This is a genomic window from Rhizobium leguminosarum bv. trifolii WSM2297 (assembly GCF_000271845.1).
On the sequence record NZ_JH719393.1, the window covers coordinates 1,094,701 to 1,112,712 of the forward strand.

General features: G+C 57.6%; 15 protein-coding genes and 2 pseudogenes. 10 read left to right on the forward strand and 7 right to left on the reverse strand.

Going from position 1 to position 18,012, the window contains the following annotated elements:
* Positions 1-36: 36 nt before the first annotated feature.
* Together RLEG4DRAFT_RS08860 and RLEG4DRAFT_RS08865 are read left to right on the forward strand one after the other, a co-directional pair.
* A complete protein-coding gene (locus tag RLEG4DRAFT_RS08860; RefSeq protein WP_003577052.1) occupies positions 37-1,488 on the forward strand; it encodes an APC family permease in 1,452 nt (483 codons plus the stop codon).
* 58 nt (positions 1,489-1,546) lie between these two features.
* Complete coding sequence (locus tag RLEG4DRAFT_RS08865) at positions 1,547-3,025, forward strand: aldehyde dehydrogenase (protein ID WP_003577053.1); 1,479 nt, start codon at positions 1,547-1,549, stop codon at positions 3,023-3,025.
* Between the two features lie 118 nt (positions 3,026-3,143).
* On the opposite strand, the gene RLEG4DRAFT_RS08870 is transcribed toward RLEG4DRAFT_RS08865, so the two are convergent.
* Together RLEG4DRAFT_RS08870 and RLEG4DRAFT_RS08875 are read right to left on the reverse strand one after the other, a co-directional pair.
* Entirely contained in the window at positions 3,144-3,656 is a 513-nt protein-coding gene (locus RLEG4DRAFT_RS08870) for a flavin reductase (RefSeq protein ID WP_003577054.1), read from the reverse strand.
* A gap of 9 nt (positions 3,657-3,665) precedes the next feature.
* Positions 3,666-5,228 carry a 4-hydroxyphenylacetate 3-hydroxylase N-terminal domain-containing protein gene (locus RLEG4DRAFT_RS08875; RefSeq protein ID WP_003577055.1) on the reverse strand — a complete coding sequence of 521 codons (1,563 nt, stop codon included), beginning with the start codon at positions 5,226-5,228 and terminating at the stop codon, positions 3,666-3,668.
* Positions 5,229-5,281: 53 nt separating this feature from the next.
* Between RLEG4DRAFT_RS08875 and RLEG4DRAFT_RS08880 the strand changes: the two genes are divergently transcribed.
* From RLEG4DRAFT_RS08880 to RLEG4DRAFT_RS08905, 7 genes and pseudogenes are all read left to right on the forward strand, one after another.
* Entirely contained in the window at positions 5,282-6,217 is a 936-nt protein-coding gene (locus RLEG4DRAFT_RS08880; protein WP_051040889.1) for a helix-turn-helix domain-containing protein, read from the forward strand.
* Between the two features lie 170 nt (positions 6,218-6,387).
* Positions 6,388-6,639: pseudogene (locus tag RLEG4DRAFT_RS42475) on the forward strand (helix-turn-helix domain-containing protein); the annotation flags it as partial.
* A gap of 221 nt (positions 6,640-6,860) precedes the next feature.
* Positions 6,861-7,075, forward strand: a pseudogene (locus tag RLEG4DRAFT_RS42480) (hypothetical protein).
* A 382-nt stretch (positions 7,076-7,457) separates the two neighbouring features.
* Entirely contained in the window at positions 7,458-8,885 is a 1,428-nt protein-coding gene (locus RLEG4DRAFT_RS08890) for an ISNCY family transposase (protein WP_003577060.1), read from the forward strand.
* Positions 8,886-10,415: 1,530 nt separating this feature from the next.
* The gene (locus RLEG4DRAFT_RS08895; RefSeq protein WP_051040897.1) at positions 10,416-11,012 is read left to right on the forward strand and encodes a DUF1003 domain-containing protein; all 597 of its coding nucleotides are present in this window, start codon (positions 10,416-10,418) and stop codon (positions 11,010-11,012) included.
* A gap of 1 nt (position 11,013) precedes the next feature.
* Positions 11,014-11,457 (forward strand): pyridoxamine 5'-phosphate oxidase family protein, encoded by a 444-nt coding sequence (locus RLEG4DRAFT_RS08900; RefSeq protein WP_003577062.1) that lies wholly within the window; start codon positions 11,014-11,016, stop codon positions 11,455-11,457.
* Between the two features lie 183 nt (positions 11,458-11,640).
* A complete protein-coding gene (locus RLEG4DRAFT_RS08905) occupies positions 11,641-11,931 on the forward strand; it encodes a hypothetical protein (RefSeq protein WP_003577064.1) in 291 nt (96 codons plus the stop codon).
* Positions 11,932-12,029: 98 nt separating this feature from the next.
* On the opposite strand, the gene RLEG4DRAFT_RS08910 is transcribed toward RLEG4DRAFT_RS08905, so the two are convergent.
* The gene (locus tag RLEG4DRAFT_RS08910) at positions 12,030-13,031 is read right to left on the reverse strand and encodes a sensor histidine kinase (protein WP_003577065.1); all 1,002 of its coding nucleotides are present in this window, start codon (positions 13,029-13,031) and stop codon (positions 12,030-12,032) included.
* Positions 13,032-13,250: 219 nt separating this feature from the next.
* Positions 13,251-13,676, reverse strand: coding sequence for a hypothetical protein (locus tag RLEG4DRAFT_RS08915; protein WP_003577067.1), 426 nt, complete (start codon positions 13,674-13,676; stop codon positions 13,251-13,253).
* A gap of 268 nt (positions 13,677-13,944) precedes the next feature.
* On the opposite strand from RLEG4DRAFT_RS08915, the gene RLEG4DRAFT_RS08920 reads away from it, so the two are divergent.
* The gene (locus RLEG4DRAFT_RS08920) at positions 13,945-15,501 is read left to right on the forward strand and encodes an ISL3 family transposase (RefSeq protein ID WP_003577068.1); all 1,557 of its coding nucleotides are present in this window, start codon (positions 13,945-13,947) and stop codon (positions 15,499-15,501) included.
* A 219-nt stretch (positions 15,502-15,720) separates the two neighbouring features.
* Here the strand turns inward: RLEG4DRAFT_RS08920 and RLEG4DRAFT_RS54145 are convergent, their stop codons facing one another.
* From RLEG4DRAFT_RS54145 to RLEG4DRAFT_RS08935, 3 genes are all read right to left on the reverse strand, one after another.
* Positions 15,721-15,972 (reverse strand): recombinase family protein, encoded by a 252-nt coding sequence (locus tag RLEG4DRAFT_RS54145; protein ID WP_348529930.1) that lies wholly within the window; start codon positions 15,970-15,972, stop codon positions 15,721-15,723.
* A gap of 277 nt (positions 15,973-16,249) precedes the next feature.
* Entirely contained in the window at positions 16,250-16,447 is a 198-nt protein-coding gene (locus RLEG4DRAFT_RS08930; RefSeq protein WP_003577069.1) for a DUF2934 domain-containing protein, read from the reverse strand.
* Between the two features lie 699 nt (positions 16,448-17,146).
* Complete coding sequence (locus RLEG4DRAFT_RS08935) at positions 17,147-17,950, reverse strand: AraC family transcriptional regulator (RefSeq protein WP_003577074.1); 804 nt, start codon at positions 17,948-17,950, stop codon at positions 17,147-17,149.
* Between the last annotated feature and the right edge of the window lie 62 nt (positions 17,951-18,012).

The window sequence follows — 18,012 nt, forward strand, 5'->3', positions numbered from 1 at the left end:
CAATCGGATAGTTGCAACAAGGGGAACTTGAGCAAAATGGACAATCAACTCTCAACAGGCGCAGGTGAAAACCAGCTGCGCAAAAACAGTCTCGGCGTCGGTGCCGTGACATTTCTGGTGGTATCGGCCGCAGCGCCGCTCACGGCGGTCGCCGGCGGTGTGCCTCTGTCGATGATGCTCGGCAACGGCGCGGGCATCCCGCTGACCTTCCTGCTGGTCACGGCGATCCTGGTGCTGTTCGCGGTCGGCTACGTCGCCATGGCCCGCCACATCCGCAATGCCGGCGCCTTTTATGCCTATACCGCCCAGGGGCTGGGCGGCATGATGGGAGGTGCCGCGGCGCTGATCGCCATTCTCGCATATAATGCCATGCAGATCGGCGTATTCGGCCTGTTCGGCGCGGCAACTTCGGGTCTCTTTGCGGGCCTCGGCCTGACACTACCCTGGTGGGTCTGGACCTATATCGGCATCGCGATCGTCGCCGTTTTCGGCTATCGCCGCGTCGATCTTTCGGCCAAGGTGCTGACGGTTCTCGTCATCCTGGAATATCTCGTGGTGCTGATCGTCGACGCCGCAATCTTCTTCAAGGGCGGCGACAGCGGCCTTTCGGCTGTCGCCTTCACACCCACCGCGTTTATGAGCGGCACGCCGGCCATCGGTATCCTTTTCTGCTTTGCCGCCTTCATCGGCTTCGAAGCCACCACCATCTACAGCGAGGAGGCTCGCGAGCCGCACAAGACGGTGCCGCGTGCGACCTATATCTCGGTGGTGATCATCGGTCTTTTCTATATGCTGACCTCCTGGTTGATGGTGAACGGCGCCGGCGCCGACAAACTCGTCCCGGAACTGCAGGGCCTTGCCGATCCAACGACGTTCCTGTTCGGCCTTGCCGAACGCTATGTCGGCCACTGGATCGTCCTGGTCATGAACGTGCTTTTCATCACCAGCCTGTTTGCCGGCGTGCTCGCCTTCCACAACGGTGTCGCACGCTACATGTACGTCGCCGGCCGCGAAGGTCTGCTGCCCAAATCCGTCGGCGTCACCCACCCCGTATTCCAGAGCCCGCATGTCGGTTCGGTGATCCAGACGATTATCGCCGTTCTCGTCATCGCGCTCTTCGCCTTTACCCGCCAGGATCCGGTGCTTGCCCTCTTCTCCTGGCTCACCAACGTCGGCACACTTGCCATCATCCTGCTGATGGCCTTTACCGCATTCGCCATCGTTGCCTTCTTCAGCCGCAATCCCGGCCTCGAAGGCAACGTCCTGGTGACCAAGGTCCTCCCGGTGATCACCGGCATCATCCTTCTGGGACTAGTCTACTATATCACCGTGAATTTCGGCGCGATCGCCGGCGCAAGCGGTGTGCTCGCCGTGCTTCTGCCGGGCTTGGTGGTGATTGCCGCCATTGTCGGCTTGATAGCAGCTGCCCGTCTGAAGTCGGAAGATGCTGCCGGTTTTGCCCGGCTCGGCGCCGGACAGGAAGCCTGACATATCTGGATCATGATGGCGGACGCTGGTCCGCCATCTCTTTCGTAAGGAGATTGAGATGCAGGACAAGATTGACCAACTCCGCTCGAGCGTCGTCTCGCCGCAATCGCTGTTCATTGGCGGCGAGTGGCGTACACCTTTAAGCGGCGCGACAATGGATGTCATCTCGCCGATCGACGGATCGAAATTGACGACTATCGGCGATGCCGGGGCGGCGGATGTCGATCTCGCCGTTAGGGCTGCGCGCACCGCTTTCGAGAAGGGCGCGTGGTCGAAGGCAGCGCCCGGCGAGCGCAAGAAAATCCTGTTCCGGATCGCCGAACTGATCGAGCGTGATGCGCTGGAATTGGCGGTTCTCGGCGTGCGCGACAACGGTACGGAAATCAGCATGGCCCTGAAAGCCGAGCCCGGCAGCGCCGCTGCCACTTTCCGCTACTACGCCGAAGCCCTCGACAAGGTCTACGGCGAGATTGCCCCCACCTCCGAAAGCGTTCTCGGCCTCATCCACCGCGAACCCGTCGGCGTCGTCGCCGCTATCGTGCCATGGAATTTCCCGATGATGATCGGTGCCTGGAAGATTGCGCCAGCGCTGGCAGCCGGCAACTCCGTGGTGCTGAAGCCCGCCGAAGGCGCATCGCTCAGTCTCCTGAAACTGGCAGCACTGTGTGCGCAAGCGGGCCTGCCGGAAGGTGTACTCAATGTCGTCACCGGCCGCGGCGCGGTCACCGGCGAAGCGATCGGCCTGCATGGGGATATCGATGTTCTCGCCTTCACGGGGTCCGGCGGCGTTGGACGCCGATTGCTTGAATATTCGGCGCGATCCAATCTGAAGCGGGTCTATCTCGAACTTGGCGGCAAATCGCCCAACATCGTCTTCGCGGATGCGCCGGATCTCGAACAGGCCGCCAAGGTCTCGGCGCTCGGCATCTTCAGAAATTCGGGGCAGGTTTGCGTTGCCGGATCGAGGCTCCTGGTCGAGCGGTCGATCCACGATGCCTTCGCAGAACGGATCTCAGCCATTGCCGAAAAGATAAAGGTTGGCGATCCGCTGCTGCTCTCGACGGAATCCGGCGCCATCTCCAGCGAGATCCAACTCGAGAAGGACCTCGGTTTCGCCGCCCAGGCGCTGTCCGAAGGCGCAAGACTGAGAACCGGCGGCGGGCGCATTCTTCAAGACACCGGCGGTTTCTATATGCAGCCGACCGTTTTCGACGTGACGCCGGAGATGACGCTGGCCAAAGAGGAGGTTTTCGGGCCGATCCTCTCCATCATTCCCTTCGATGACGATGCAGAGGCAATCAGCATTGCCAATGCCACGCCTTATGGTCTCGCTTCAGCCGTGTGGACCGGCAATCTGTCGCGCGCCCATTGCATGGTGCGGGGAGTCAAGGCCGGAGTCGTCCACGTCAACACCTATGGCGGCGCCGACAACACCGTGCCGCTCGGTGGCATTCGCCAGTCGGGCAACGGCCATGACAAGTCGCTGCATGCGATGGACAAGTACCATAATCTCAAGACGGCGTGGATCCAGCTCTAGCTTAGTCGAACACTTTGCCGAGAGAAGGGGCGCAGTTGAAATGTCGGATGCATCTAAAGTTAAAGCTTCCGCGCAGCCCGTTCGTTGTCAGCCGCGACGCGGCTGACAACGAATACCTTCAACCTCCGAAGCTGCCGAGTTGCGTCGGGACATGAACGTAATTCCGGTCAAAATACAGTAACGCGTTGCCATCGGGGCGGGATCTGATGCCGGCGATCCGCCCGATGAAAATGTGATGGCTGCCGACAAGTCTTGCCTCGGACAGCTCGCAATCAAATGAGACCATCGCATCCGCGAGAGCATCCGAACCTGAAGGCATTGAGACCCAATCCGCAGAGGCGTAACGCGCCTCCATATCGGCGGTTGCTCCGGCGAATTTCCCGGCTAGCTCTCTGTGGTCGTGACTTAATACGTTCACGCAGAACCGGTGGTTTTCCAGAAACAGGGCAGTTTGGGCGGATCGGCTATTCATGCAGACGAGTAGCGTCGGCGGCTCATCCGTGACGCTGCACATGGCCGTGGCGGTGAACCCGCCGCGGCCGGCGGGACCATTGGTGGTGATGACGTTGACCGGCGCGCAAACGCGCGCCATGGCGTTGCGGAACTCGGTTTTGGAAAAGGCCTCCTCCATGGTCGCCTCCTATTCAGCAGCGGACTTGAACTGGTCTGCATTGCCGATCGGCGGCAACCAGGTGTCACCGGTCCAGCCGTTTTCGTCGTAGTCGCTCATGCAGGTATCGACCAAGGCCTCCATTTCGTGCAACCGTCCGCCACGCTCGGCCCCCTTCAGCACCTGAAGCCGGACTTCTTCCGGCGCTCCGGCATAGTTCAATTCGTAGAGCGCATGCCGTCCGCCGAACTCGGTTCCGGTTGCGTCCCACAACAGCTTCATGATCTTGATGCGTTCGATATGGCCCATGTCGTTGGAGCCGCGCACATACTGACCGAGATAGCGGTCGATCTCCGGATTGCCGAAATCCTTGGCCGAGGACGGCAAATAGATCAATCCCGAGGCAACGACCTTGCGGACCGTCTCGATGACGCGGGGATAGGCTTCCGACATGAAGGTGCGGTAGGCAAGGGCCGCTTCCAGATTGGGCAGTACTGCGCCGTTCGCCCAGGGGATCGGATTGTAGGCCATGGCGTTGGAGAAGCTCCAGAACATGTGGCGCAATGCGATGACTTCACCGAGTGCGGCCTGATTGCCGCGGAAGGCATCGCCGCCGGTCGCCCGCAAAGCCTTGGCGAGCAGGCCCGCCAGGAAGTCGAGTTTGACGGCGAAACGCGTGCAGCCCTGGAAGCAGTAGCCGTGCATGAAGCCGGAAGCGGGATGGAAGGACAGGATCTTCGGCGCGTCGCGCAGGACCAGCACATCCTCCCAGGGGATGAAGACATTGTCCAGAACCAGGATGGCATCGTTCTCATCGAAGCGGGAAGAGAGCGGGTAGTCGAATGGCGTGCCGATACGATTTGCCGTTTCCTCATAGGAGACGCGGCAGAACATCTTGATGCCGGGCGCATTCATCGGGACGATGAACATCACCGACAGCGACGGGTCTTCGGTGACCGTCGCCGAGCTCTGTGCCAGGAAATTGTAGTGCGTCAAAGCAGAGGACGTCGCCACCACTTTGGCGCCCGAGACGTAGATGCCGGCGTCGGTTTCCTTGGTGATATGAACGAATACGTCTTTTACCGCATCCGCCGGCTTGTGGCGGTCGATCGGCGGGTTCACGATCGCGTGGTTCATGAAGAGAGCCGCTTCCTGGGCACGCTTGTGCCAGGCGAGTGCGTTGTCCTTGAAGGGACCGTACCAGCCGGCATTGGCGCCCAGCGTATTCATCAATGCTGCTTTGTAGTCGGCGGTTCGGCCCATCCATCCATAGGACATGCGGGCCCAGTCGGCGATCGCACCCTGTTGAGCGACGAGATCGGCGGAGGACTTTGCAATACGGAAATATTTGTGGGTGTAGCCCCCAGAGCCGGTGTCGGTGGGCGATGTCAGGCGCTCCTTGGTCTTTTCCGCATGCAGCGCATCGTAAAGCCTGGCGAGCGAGCGGGCGGAATTGCGCATCGAGGGATGCACGGTCACATCCTTGACACGCTCACCATTGATGTACACCTCCCGCCCGTCACGCAGGGATGCCAGATATTCCTCACCGGTGAAGGGCCGCTTGGTATCGGCCCGGAAATCTTCTGATCGCATATCGTCCTCCCTTGATCTGAGACAAATGCTAGTCCTTGCGTTCGCCTTCCACCATGGACAGAATAGGGAAATCACTTGTACTTTTTACGGCGGCCCGCATGAACGACATCGTCCCAAGTTTCTTTGTCTACGGCGAACCGGATCGCCCTTTGGAGATCGGATTTCTTCATGTCGAAACGGTGATGGCGCGCGCAAATCTCCATTCCGGCCAGGTTCGAGCCCATAAACATGATCGAATGACGCAGGTCACTTTCTGGACCAGCGGCAGCGGGTCCTATTTCATCGAAGACCAACGTTTGGACTTTTTGGCGCCTGCCGTCAGCTTCGTGCCGAGCGGCGTCATCCACGGCTTCAATGTCGATCCGCTTGTTTCAGACGCGGTCGTCGTGTCGATCGCAGACAGTCTGCTGCCGTCGATCGCCGGTCAGACGACGCTGCCGCTGGATCGCCCGGTGATGGTGACGGGGCAGGGCGCGGAAGCGTTCTGGGAGAGACTTCGGCGGACCATGCAACTAATTCTGGAGGAGTGCGCCGAGGGCAGAGGCCAGGCCGATACGATCCTCTCACCATTGGTTGCCGCCATGCTGACCCAGATCCGACGCCTGGCGTCCGACGCGCCGATGCTGGCACAATCGCCACAACGCGTGCTTGCTGGTGACCTTCGACGGCTGATCGACCGGCATTTTCGTGAGAACTGGCCGGTTGCGCGCTACGTTTCGAGCCTCGGCACCACGCCGCATCTTCTTGCCAAGGCCGGGCACATGGCTTTCGGCCTGGGCGTCAAGGACATGATCGCCGAGCGCCGCCTGCTCGAGGCCAAGCGGCTGTTGCTTTTCACCATCCGATCGCTCGAGGACATAGCCTACGAGGTGGGCTTGAAGGATGCCGCTTATTTTTCGCGCTTTTTCCGCGCGCGGACCGGTATGCCGCCCAGTGAATGGCGGCGGCAAAACATAGCTGGTGAGAAGACTCGGGATGACGAACTCTAGTTAACATGTGAAATATATTGACAGGGCGATCGATCTTCGACACTCTTTCAGTTTACCGGTCTCAGGTGTTGCCGCCTTATTGCGCTTGTGGGAGATTCGCGCGAGACGGACATGTCGTTGACTGACACTGTTGGGAGGCAGAGTTGGAGCTCTTGAACAATCAGGCCCTGATGCAACGCGCATGAGCAACCGTTCCCTATGATCAATGGATCAGTGATCTCCAATCGATCTGCGGCAACTTCAATCCGAAAGCAATGGAGAGCGGCAAGGCCGTAACCGGGGCAGCCCGGCGTATCGATGTCTGCGGTATGGAGTTCGCCCATGTTTCCAATGATCTCGATCGCGTCCATCGAGATTGGGATGACATTCGCCGGGACGTCGTGGCTGAGAGGATAACGAATCCGTCTGGTTCCTGTACGCTTTCGGACAGATCATAGGGTCGGGAAGGGGATGTCAGGTGAGCTGATCGGCACCCTATTAGGGACGGTGATAGGCTACGGGCCAATATGAGGCGTCGTCGTCGGCACACTCTTGAGGACTGAAGCCTTCTTAGCCTCGTCATCCAGTAAGCTCGCGCGATACTGCGCGCGTATTCCGTCGGTTCCCTGCCGAACGGCAAGCCTTTCTCGGCGGAGAGCTCAAGATGGCGGGACATGCGGTTAATCAAATTCCCGTTGATGGATCACCAACCGTACTGGACGACGCCGACGTCGCCCTCTGCCAGAGGGTCTACAATCACGTCATTTCGGTAAAACAAGTCAACACCGACCGGGACCGCGAGGAACTGGCTAGCCGGTCATCAAGTCATTCCGACATGGGGTGAAGGACGAGGACACCTTGCTGCGGTTGCTAATCTGACGCCGTGTGGGAAGCAGTGTGGATGGACATGGCTGCTGCAGGGGGACGACCGACTGAAGCCACTTAGAGCTCTGTCACCGGCACACAGATAACGAGGGAGACTGCGACCGGCCTCGCAATGGGCAGTGGCTTTGCGCGCGAACCTGTCGATCCGTGAGATCAGGACGAACCGGATTCACAATGCCGCGTGTTCCAAAATCGTCTGACGAGTTCCATAATAGAACCTACGCCGCATAGTTTTGTAAGGGCTATTTAGTAATGCGACAGTTGGGCCAGTTAGAGATGCGACAGTCTCGCCTCTCGACGCACTGGTCAATGCCAACGTTGGGAGCAAGGATGGCGACCTTCAGCCTGGTCGAGACCATGAGCGGTCGGAGTCGTCATGTCCTTTATGATCACCATGTCGCAGAAAGAATTGCATCGCCTCGAAGTCGTTCAGAAGATCCGTGACGAACGCCTGAGCGTCGTCCAGGCGGCTGAGGTGCTCGATCTCAGCCGAAGTCAGGTTCATCGGCTGCTGCAGGCCTATGACCGGGATGGTCCAGCCGCCCTGGTCTCGAGGAAGCGATCACGACCGAGCAATCGGCGCCACAGCGAGGATTTTCGCAATGCGGCGCTGGATCTGATCCGCGAACGTTATCCGGATTTCGGTCCGACACTGGCGCGTGAGAAGCTGATCGAACTGCATCAGATTTCAGTCGCCAAGGAGACGCTGCGCCAATGGATGACCGAGGCCGGCATCTGGGTCTCGCGGCGCGAACGCAAGAAGCGGGTTTTTCAGCCGCGCGGCCGGCGGGATTGTCTCGGCGAGCTCGTCCAGATCGATGGCTCGCATCACTGGTGGTTCGAGAACCGCGGCCCCAAATGCGCCCCGCTCGTTTATATCGATGATGCCACCGGCAAGTTGCTGCATCTGCGGTTTGCCGGATCGGAAAACACATTCGACTACCTGCATGCGACGAAGGCCTATTTGCAGCAATGGGGCAAGCCTCTGGCATTCTACAGCGACAAGCACGGCGTCTTTCGTTCGATCCATGCGTCGGAGAAGGATCGGACGAGCGGCCTGACACAGTTCGGCCGGGCGCTGTATGAGCTCAACATCGACATCATCTGCGCCAACACCCCGCAGGCCAAAGGCCGGGTGGAACGCGCCAACCAGACGCTGCAGGATCGGCTGGTGAAGGAACTGCGGCTGCGCAATATCGACACGATCGAGGCGGCAAACCTCTATGCAGCGGCGTTTATCGAGGATTTCAATGCTCGTTTCGGCAAACCGCCGCGCAATCCGAAGGACATGCATCGTCCGCTGGCCGATCATGAGAACCTCGATGGTGCCATGTGCCGCAAGGAAGTCCGCACGCTGTCGCAGTCTCTGACGTTGCGATATGACAAGGTGCTGTTCATTCTCGATCCAACGGAGCAGGCCAAGGCGCTGGCGGGAAAGAAGGTCGTCGTCTGCGACTATCCGGATGGCCGCCTCGAGATCATGCACGAGAGCTTCATCCTCCCCTACAGAACCTTCGATACCTTGCGGTCGATCCACCGACCGGAGGTCGTTGAGAACAAGCGTTTGGACGACATGCTTTCGATCGTCGCTGAGCTGCAGGCTGGACGTGAACTGCAGCGCAGTAAGAGCGGCCCTCGCCGCACCGGTCAGACGGATCATATGTTTGGGATACCGGATGGCAGCCAGGGCAATGGTTATCAGAAGCGTGGCCGCAAGCCCGGCCGGCGGACGGACTTCATGAACGATCCGGAGGTGATTGCTAAAAGGCAGAAGGCGCTGGCGCGCATGGAGGCAGCGGAATGAATGGTGACAGACATAGTCTCAAAGCTAAAGCCGAAGGGGTGCGTCTCACTCGCCCCCTCCCTACCCTTGCAACCCGGCCCAGCCGGTTCGGTCGGGGGCTGATCGTCAGTGCCAGTGTCGCGTTTCTAATTGGCTGGCGTCGTCGCAGTTCTAACCAGCTTTGACAAGTTTTGCCTAAGCCATTGATAAGGTTAAATTCCTTAATAGGGCGGCAGTTCGATTCCCATCAACTGCTCCAACGAAGGAAGAGGCTTTTTTCTGCTCCCATCAAAGCAGAACACCTGCACAATCAAGTCGCTACGAATATTGCGTCGAGATGAACCTGGAGCGGTCGCCACGAAAGACTTCGAACAAGATCTTCGGTCAGCGATTCCGCTATATCCCGCTTCAACCTGATCAGCAATTATATTGCCTGGCAACGGGGCAGGGGGAGAGCCGCCAACCCTGAGGATGCTCCAGGAAAGCGGTTTCGCCAGCCCCGGCACGTTGCGGACCTGATTGCGCTTTTGCGGGTTCGGAACAAGATGGGGTGGTCGCCGTCTTCTCCGTCCTGTGGGCTACAACCACATCATCTTGGCATATTGCAATGCCGTGAGGGGAGGACGGCAACCACCCCATCTTGTTCCGAACCCCGGGCGTCAGGCGATCTGATCCGCATCACCTGATACCTACCCCCATCATGAGCCGATGGGGCAGATGGGCTCCTCAATTTAGGGCAATCCGTGCGCATCAAAATTCGATGCCTTGCGATGGGCCGGCTTTGATCGGCTTTCGTTCCGAATTCCAGTCGATCGCCCTTTATCAATGAAAACGCTAATATAGAAATGCCCGAAAATTCATCTTACGTTCATGCAGACGGAGATCGACCAAAATAGTATCGTGCGCAATTTTTGATCGCTAACGATAATAATAGTCAACGTTTTGCAGACGATGATTTTCGAAAATCGCAAATTACGTTCTGAGATTATATTTCTGGTTTTGCGTCGGGCGACTTGTTCGACTTAATATTTCTTTTTCCTGAGGGAAACTGGAGGACCTGTGTTATTATGTGATTATTCTGACAAGGTATTTTTCTTGCGGCGACACCTACGCAACACGAAGGCAACGGCCTGCAAAAGCGCGGATCATATGTTTGCGTCGAACCTTTCGGATCATGGCCGCGACACAGGGTTTCGACTAGGCGCGATAAAACAATGATTGGCGAGAAAAATGCAATCTCCGCGAAAGAAAAAGGACTTGAGGTTTGCTAGGCGCCACGCAAGGCAGAGCAGCGCGTTACTAGGCAGGAACTAATGTTAAACAGACTCCGCTTGATGGGCAGACCGATGGATCTGGAGCATGCGCTGCTGGGCAGGCTCTATGATCGCAGGAGGCGGGTCATGTACCGCTGAAGCGAATCGAAGACTTCCTTGAGGTGAATGTGCAGTGATATCGTAATCTCATATGCCCTGGGTGGCCCGTCGTTGTGGTCGCAAAGGCGGCCGGTGCATCCGGCGGGAGACTATCATGCCGGCCGGGAACGGTACTGAAATGACTGCTGCTGACATCCGCGACGCGACCATGCAATCCGGCGCGAACCGCTATCTCGGCAAACCTTTCGAGCTTTTGACCGAGCGCGAACAGGCGGTTATGCGGCGGTTGATCTCCCGGCATGCCATCGCCCATGACTCCAATCAGTCCTTCGATGCAAAGCTGACGGCCTCGCAGCGACTAGCTGACAAGGTGGCCGAATTCGGCGGTTCGTGGACCTTCATCATCCTTTTCGGTTTCGTTCTTGCCCTCTGGGTCGCCGGCAATCTTCTCGCCGCAACCCGCGCCTTCGATCCCTATCCGTTCATCTTTCTCAATCTTATCCTCTCGATGCTGGCAGCCGTGCAGGCGCCTGTCATCATGATGAGCCAGAATAGGCATGCCGCGAAAGACCGGGTGGATGCCGCGCATGATTACGAGGTTAACTTGAAGGCTGAGATCGAAATCATGGCGCTGCATGACAAGCTCGACGAACTGAGAAATATCGACCTCAAATCGCTCGTCGCCCAACAGGAGGAGCAGATCGCGCTGCTCACGAAAATGATATCAGGCCCGCCAGAGCAACAGCGGCAGAATGTTTTGGGTACCGGAGGGTAGTATGCAATTACGGGAGATGAGCGATGATGACTGCATTGAATTTCTGGGCAACCACACCTTTGGCCATCTCGGATGCAACGGTGAACAATATCCGTACCTCGTTCCCATTCACTACGCCTATGAAGGACGCAGGCTCTTCATGTTTTCCATGCCCGGTTTGAAGATCGACCGGCTCAGGGCAAACCCCCTTGCTAGTTTCCAGGCCGAAGAACTCCATCAGGACAGACGATGGAAAAGCGTCCTCGTTCAAGGTCGTTTTGAGGAGCTGACAGATAATCCACAGCGCCGCAACGAGCGCATCCATGCATGGTCGCTTCTTGAAAAGCGCGTCTTGTGGTGGGAGCCTGGATCTTTTACTTTCGGCTCTGATACGGACGGGACCTCGGAAGGGCCGATCTTTTTAAGTCTTTCGATAGAGCTGCTTTCCGGACGGCAGACCATTTGACGATACCGCGAAGCATGTTTTGTTCGTGCCTCGATAAAGCGCAATGGAAGTGCATCCGTTTTTATCGACAGCCAATGAAGCGGGCGCTGTCTGACAAGGGCCATTCCCTTCGCCGCAATCAAAGGAGGATGCCATGTCCTCCGTCTTCAAACACTCTATCGCGACATGCGAGAATGGTCATCTATGGTAAAGGTCATCCCCGGAGAGGGAAGCGCTGCATTGAGCCGGGAGCGTCTGCTCGGTGTGCTCAAGCGAGCAGATTATGCGACGTCAGACCTTCTGGCATCCGAGAGCGGCGGCCATCACGATGAAGTGGTGATCATCAGGCGCATCAAGGAAGCGACTATCCCTTCGCCCAGCTATCCCGCTTCGCGGCGGCGCAAGCTGAATGCCGATCCGAAAGCCTTGGCATCATGGGAAAACGAAGGGGGCGCGGTGTGGGCCGTCGACGCGCCGCTCAAGCTGAATCGATAGCGGACCGAATAGGTCGCCCTCAGCGTTAAACCATATGGGAAGGCGCACGGGACGACTAATTGGCAATATTTTTCATTTTTACCGTTAGTGATGAGGATCTAGGTGGCAAGCTTTTCGCCTTTCAGCTTCAGGGTCACGATTATTCCCTCCGGCGACCATTCATAGTCGATGGTCCCTCCCAGATGTCCAGAGACACTGCGCCGCACGAGCTTGCTTCCATAACCCTCCGCAGCTGCCGGAGGCTCGACCTGCGGCCCACCACGTTCCATCCACACCAGTTCCAGGTCCGCGCCCGTTGTGGATCCAGAGACGTCAAGCGTCCCGGTATCAGCGGAAAGCGCGCCGTACTTTACCGAGTTTGTCGCGAGCTCATGAATAATCAGCGACAATGCTGTCGCCGCGCCATCTCCCACTCCCATGCGAGGGACGGCCACACGAATGCGACCACTGAATGCACCAAGGTCTTCATAAGGAGCCAGCAGAACGGAAAGCAGGTCGCCGAGCAAGGCGGCGCGGCCCTGGCTTCCGGGAAGCGGGCGCACCAGATCATGGGCACGCCCGAGTGCGGCCAAGCGCCCCGTCAGTTCCTTTGCCATTTCCTTCGCCGTGGTGGTCGACTGGGACGTGATGTTGGTGAGCCCCGTCGCTATCGCCAGGAGGTTTTTGACACGGTGGCTCATTTCGCCGGCAAGCAGTTCGTGGCCTTCTTCGGCCTGCTTGCGGTCGGTCACATTCAAAAAGATCCCGAACATTTGATGGTCGTGGATAGCGCTATCGTCGCCCACGCCTCGCGCCGAAATCCAGCGGATTTCCTCCCCCACCATTATTCGGAAGTCGACCTCATACGATCCAACAACGCCCCGTGTTGCGACGAAGGCAGCCCGCACGCGGTCCCGGTCTGCGGGATGGATATGAGCCGACAGATCCTCGAAGCTGACCTCGCCGCTCTTAGTCAGCCCCCAGAGGTTGAAGCCCTGCTCATCCATCGCAAAACGATCATTGTTCACGTTCCACGCCCAAAGGGCGACGCCTGCCGCCTCGATGGCGCGGCGTAGATTCTCGGGCTTCCAAAGGGGGTGAAGAGGGTTGCTGTGCGGCATTTGCTCCACCGGGCTGCTTCGAGGGTTGCTGACCTTTGTGGGGCGTTCAAGCCTCCATGAAGATTTACTCACTCTAGTCACAGGGCGCAATTGCCAAAGAGGCGACGGCGCACAGTGCACCCGAAATGATGCATGGAGAGCGGCGAGTCCCTCACAATGGAGGAAGAGAACGAATGAGGGAGTGTACCCACAGCCGCGCAGCAGCAGCCGAGAGATGCGTTACAACGATCCAGTGTCAGACCGCTGAGAGCGTGCCTCAACAAGCTCGTCGAAGAAGTCGACGATCAGGTCCGCCACTCTCTCGGCCTCATCCTCCGTCATATAAGGGGTGATTTCAACAGCGATGCGCTCGATGTCATCGCGGTCCGGTCCGATATCGTCGAGAATTCTGGCCAACTTGATCCGCAATTCTAAGTCACCATCGAACTGGTCGAGGGTTACCGATGAAATGCTCGTTGTGGCTTCGAGTAAGCGTGCCTGGATACTATCGGAGGATGTCGCCAAAGCTCGAACCGCAGCAAAAAACTGCTCCCGCGGGGCTGCATATTTATCGTCCATTTTGGGATCGTTTTCCTTGCGATTGGCGCTGGATGCGAAGTTCCAGGATGATCCACGCCCGGGGCATTGCCCGGTCAAGGAAGCCACCCTGTATCACCTCCCACTGTCTGTGAATAGCGGGTATTTTGGGGAGTGGCGAAGCGCTATGATTCAAAGCCCACCGTAATGGGTCCTTCGCCGGAACTTTCCCTCGTTTAAGGCGCTCGGTTATAGGCCCAGTCGCCCGAAGCTGCGGTTTTGGCCAACTCAAAGAACAGATAGCGAACTTGTCAATCAGCACCGAACATTGGGTCTGACTCATATTTGATGATTTCGAAGTTGAAACAGGTGCTGTTATCAAAGAGGAATCAGCACCATGGCGACCAAATTTCGTCTGTCGTCCCTGATCCCGGCCGGATTGATTGTTGAGCGTTCCGACGAGAGCGACGGGGTTATCATTGTTTCAGCGCGGGCTGCTGCCGATCGACGTTCCTGCCCTTTATGCAATCGCATGTCAGATCGAATTCATAGCCGTTACGTTCGGATGATTGCCGATTTGCCCTGTGCCGGCACCAAGGTCCAACTGCGGTTGTCGGCACGGCGCTTTGTTTGTGAGATGACATTCTGCCGTCGTCGAATTTTCGTCGAGAGGTTTGGAGAGCTTGTCGTTCCGGAGCGCAGTCGTCGAACTGCTCGGCTTGATACTATCGTACATCATCTCGGGTTGGCTCTGGGAGGGCGGCCTGCAGCAGCCTTCGCCAAACGCTTGATGATCCCAGTTAGCAATGACACGCTGATCCGGGCGGTAAGAAGAAAATCCACGATGCCGGATGATGCGCTAAACGTCGTCGGGGTTGACGATTGGGCTTTCCGTCGCAATCACCGCTATGGCACCGTCGTATGTGATCTTGAGAAGCGAAGGATTATCAAGCTTCTGCCTGATCGGGAGATCGCGACAGTTTCGGCGTTCCTTGCTCAGCACCCCGAAATAGCGATTGTTTCTCGCGATCGAGGCGGCGGCTATCGTGAAGCTGCCGCTAAGGCTTTGCCACATGCCATTCAGGTCGCGGATCGTTGGCATTTGATGGAGAACGCCAGCGCGGCGTTCCTCGACATCGTGCGCAAATCCATGCGAGCAATCCGTGCCGCCATTGGCGCTACGACGATCAATCCTAAGCTACTCACCTGCGCTGAACGGCTGCAATATGACAGTTATCTGAGGCGCGAGGACGCGAATACGACGATCAGCAAGCTCGCCGCCGCCGGCGTTCCGATAAAGGAAATCGTTCGACGAACCGGCTATAGCCGTGGGACAGTGCGCCAGATTGTCCGCGGTCACAGATCCGATGTGTTCCGTGTCAGACAAAGTTCCCTTGAGGCTCATCTTCCCTTGTTAGATCAACTCTGGACGTCCGGGCAGCGCAACGGCGCTGAACTTTGGCGCCAGCTAAAATGCAGAGGCTTTCGTGGTTGTTCTCGTGTGGTTGGAGAGTGGGCGGCAAGGCGACGGCGGTCCGAGCGGATCTCCGATCAGCAACTTCAAAAAGTGCCATCCGCCAGAACGATTGCCCGATTGATGACAACTGCTCGCGATCAACTGAGCAAAGCCGACACAATTACCATCGCGGCCATCGAAGCCGGCGTTCCCGCCTTGGTCGAAGCCCGCAACCTGATTGATCGGTTCCAAACAATGATCCGAAGGAAGGCCAAGACCGAACTCGACCCGTGGATCGCTGATGCAAGCGACAGTCTGTTCGCCTCCTTTGCCAACGGGATCCTGAAAGACAAGGCAGCAGTGTCTGCAGCAATCACCGAACCTTGGTCAAACGGCCAGGTTGAAGGACAGATCAACAAGCTGAAACTCGTTAAAAGGCAAATGTATGGGCGTGCCAAGCTGGATCTTCTTCAGGCACGGTTGATCGGCGCAATGTGAAAGAAGCCGTCATCAAATATGCGTCAGACCCAACATTCCATGCTTAAACACAGCGAACTCGCGATCACATGGAATCTGACGGCGCGCCTTGACCTTCCAAGGCTCGGTAGACAGTCATCCTGGAAATGCGGGCGACGGCGGCTTTGGTCGCACCAGCCGTGATCAGCCTGCGGATTCCGGCGTCATCGACATTCATTTTCACTGCCCTTGTAAATGCCGTCAGCTTTTGCCGCGTCGATGCCCGCTCTTTGCCTGTCTTTGATGGACTTGAGTTCCATGTCGGCGACCATCGGAGGACAGTAATGACCATCCGGCCCATGCTTCCGGCTGTCGTGACTTCGGGCTCAGGAACGCGGAGGGACGCCCCTTTTCGTCAAGCTCATGAACAAGATTTAGAACGCCGCGTGTGGAACGGCCGAGCCGATCAAGCCGCAGCACCACCAGTTCGTCGCCCGCGTGCAAAAACTGCATGATGGTTTCCAGCTCGGACCGCCCCTTTCGAGATGCTCCCGATCCGGGCTGACACGTGAGGACATGATGAGATACATCATCAGGGAGTGGATGGAAAAGAACAGCTTCCTGTCGATGCACGCGCGATCGCCGATTAGTCGAACGGGGGCAACTCCGCGCTCATATCGACCCGCACCAAGGCCAGGCTGAAAGAGCTTTTGGCTCAAAATGACTTGCTTGTAGTTTTAGCGGCCGGTGGACAAGTCACAAACGCACCGGCCGCTGCCCCCTCGCCGCGCTAGCCTTTCGGATTTTGCGGACGGTATTCTTTCTGTGGCTTGGGAAACGGTGCTTCGGGGACCTGTGGCGGTGCCTGGCCGTTCATCTCCTTCACGGCCAACTCCCAAATCTCGATGTCTTTCCCGTTGGGGCACCCTTGGCGTTCCCAAATGGCATAGGCGCGACGGCGCAATTGCTCTTCATCACTAAGTTGCATGTTTGATAACTCCGCGGATCGGGGCTAGTTAGGCGCCGATGAACATGTGAACTACTATCGCTATCGACACTGTCATTCCCGCCAATACCGCTATCTTCGTCACCCAAGATTTGAGAGGGTAGTCGCAGACGGAGCGAATGATTTTTTCGGGATCAACGCGACGGGCGTAAGTAGAAAGCATGACGTCCTCCTGTTGTCAGGCGGCAATTAGTCGTTTGCGACGCCCGACTTGTGGCTGTAAGGCCAAAGGCACTGCGCGCTTTATCTTGGAAAATGTCAAATTAATAGAAAGAAAATATTTCAAAGAAGCTAGGGAACATTAGTGGAGCAAGGGAGTTTGTTTGCCGATGTAATGGCCTTACTTAACCCCCTCAAGTCGATTGCTAAAAACTTTGCCCAGTCCATACCGGTATTTCGATGAGGCAACGCAGTAAGTCGTGTGGCGAGAGTTCAGTTTGATCTTCAGCCAATGCCGAGGAGCTGCCACAGCCCATCACTGCATAGGCGATGATTCCGCCAATGGTGAGTCCAGCAAGGGCTATGAGCCCTGAGATGCCGTTCATATCCCTCAGGTCGCCTGAACCACACCATGGTTCTTCTCGACCGTCTTCGTCAGGGTCTGGATCTCTTCGCGGATTTGACCGTCTTATCGACCGTAAAGGCCGACCAGTGTTGCTAAATTCGGCTACTCGGAAAAAATCAACTCGCGAAGTAGCGCGTTGGGGTTGTTCCCAACGCCTTCTTGAACATGACGATAAAGGCGGTAGGGGATTCATATCCCAAGTCGCTCGACACCCTCTGGACCGTCCCGCCGCTGGCCAGTTCGCGCAACGCGATGACAAGATGCAGTTGCCGCCGCCATCGGCCAAAGGTCAGGCCTGTTTCCTGAACCATCAGTCGCTTCAGGGACCGCTCACTCACGGCGACGTGTGCCGCCCAATCGCCCAGAGTGCGACGGTCGCTCGGCTCCGCCATCAGGGCAGCGGTGATCGCTGCGATTTTGGGATGGCCGGACGCGGGTAAGTCCAGCCCCTGTATCGGCATTTGCGCCAGTTCATCCAGCAAGACCCGCACCATACGGCCGACATGATCGTCCGGAGCAGAATTGACCGGTACATCCGCCAGTCGGAGGATCATCTCGCGGAGCATCGGCGACACAGACAGAGTGCAGCACTCCTGCGGCAGCTGGGCCGCTTCGGGTTGAACGAACAGATAGGACAGGCGTGCGTTGGACGTGACCTGGTTGCTGTGGGGCACGCCGCCGGGTATCCCGACTCCGCAGTCTGGCGGGACAATCCAGATGCCATTCTCCGTCCTGCATGTGATGGCCCCGTGCAGGGCCAAAATGAGCTGCCCTTGCTTGTGGTGGTGCTGGGGCACTTCAGCCTCATAGTCACTGAAGTCGAGGTGGACGGCGAAGGCCGGACGATCCGACTGGTCGAGATCGACGTCGTCGTAGCAGGAACGCAGCAGTTTTGCGGTTTGGCCGGATTTAGAGATCATTTGGCATTATCTCCAAATTCGTGCGGACTGCAATAGTCTACCATCGGGCGATCAACAATCGA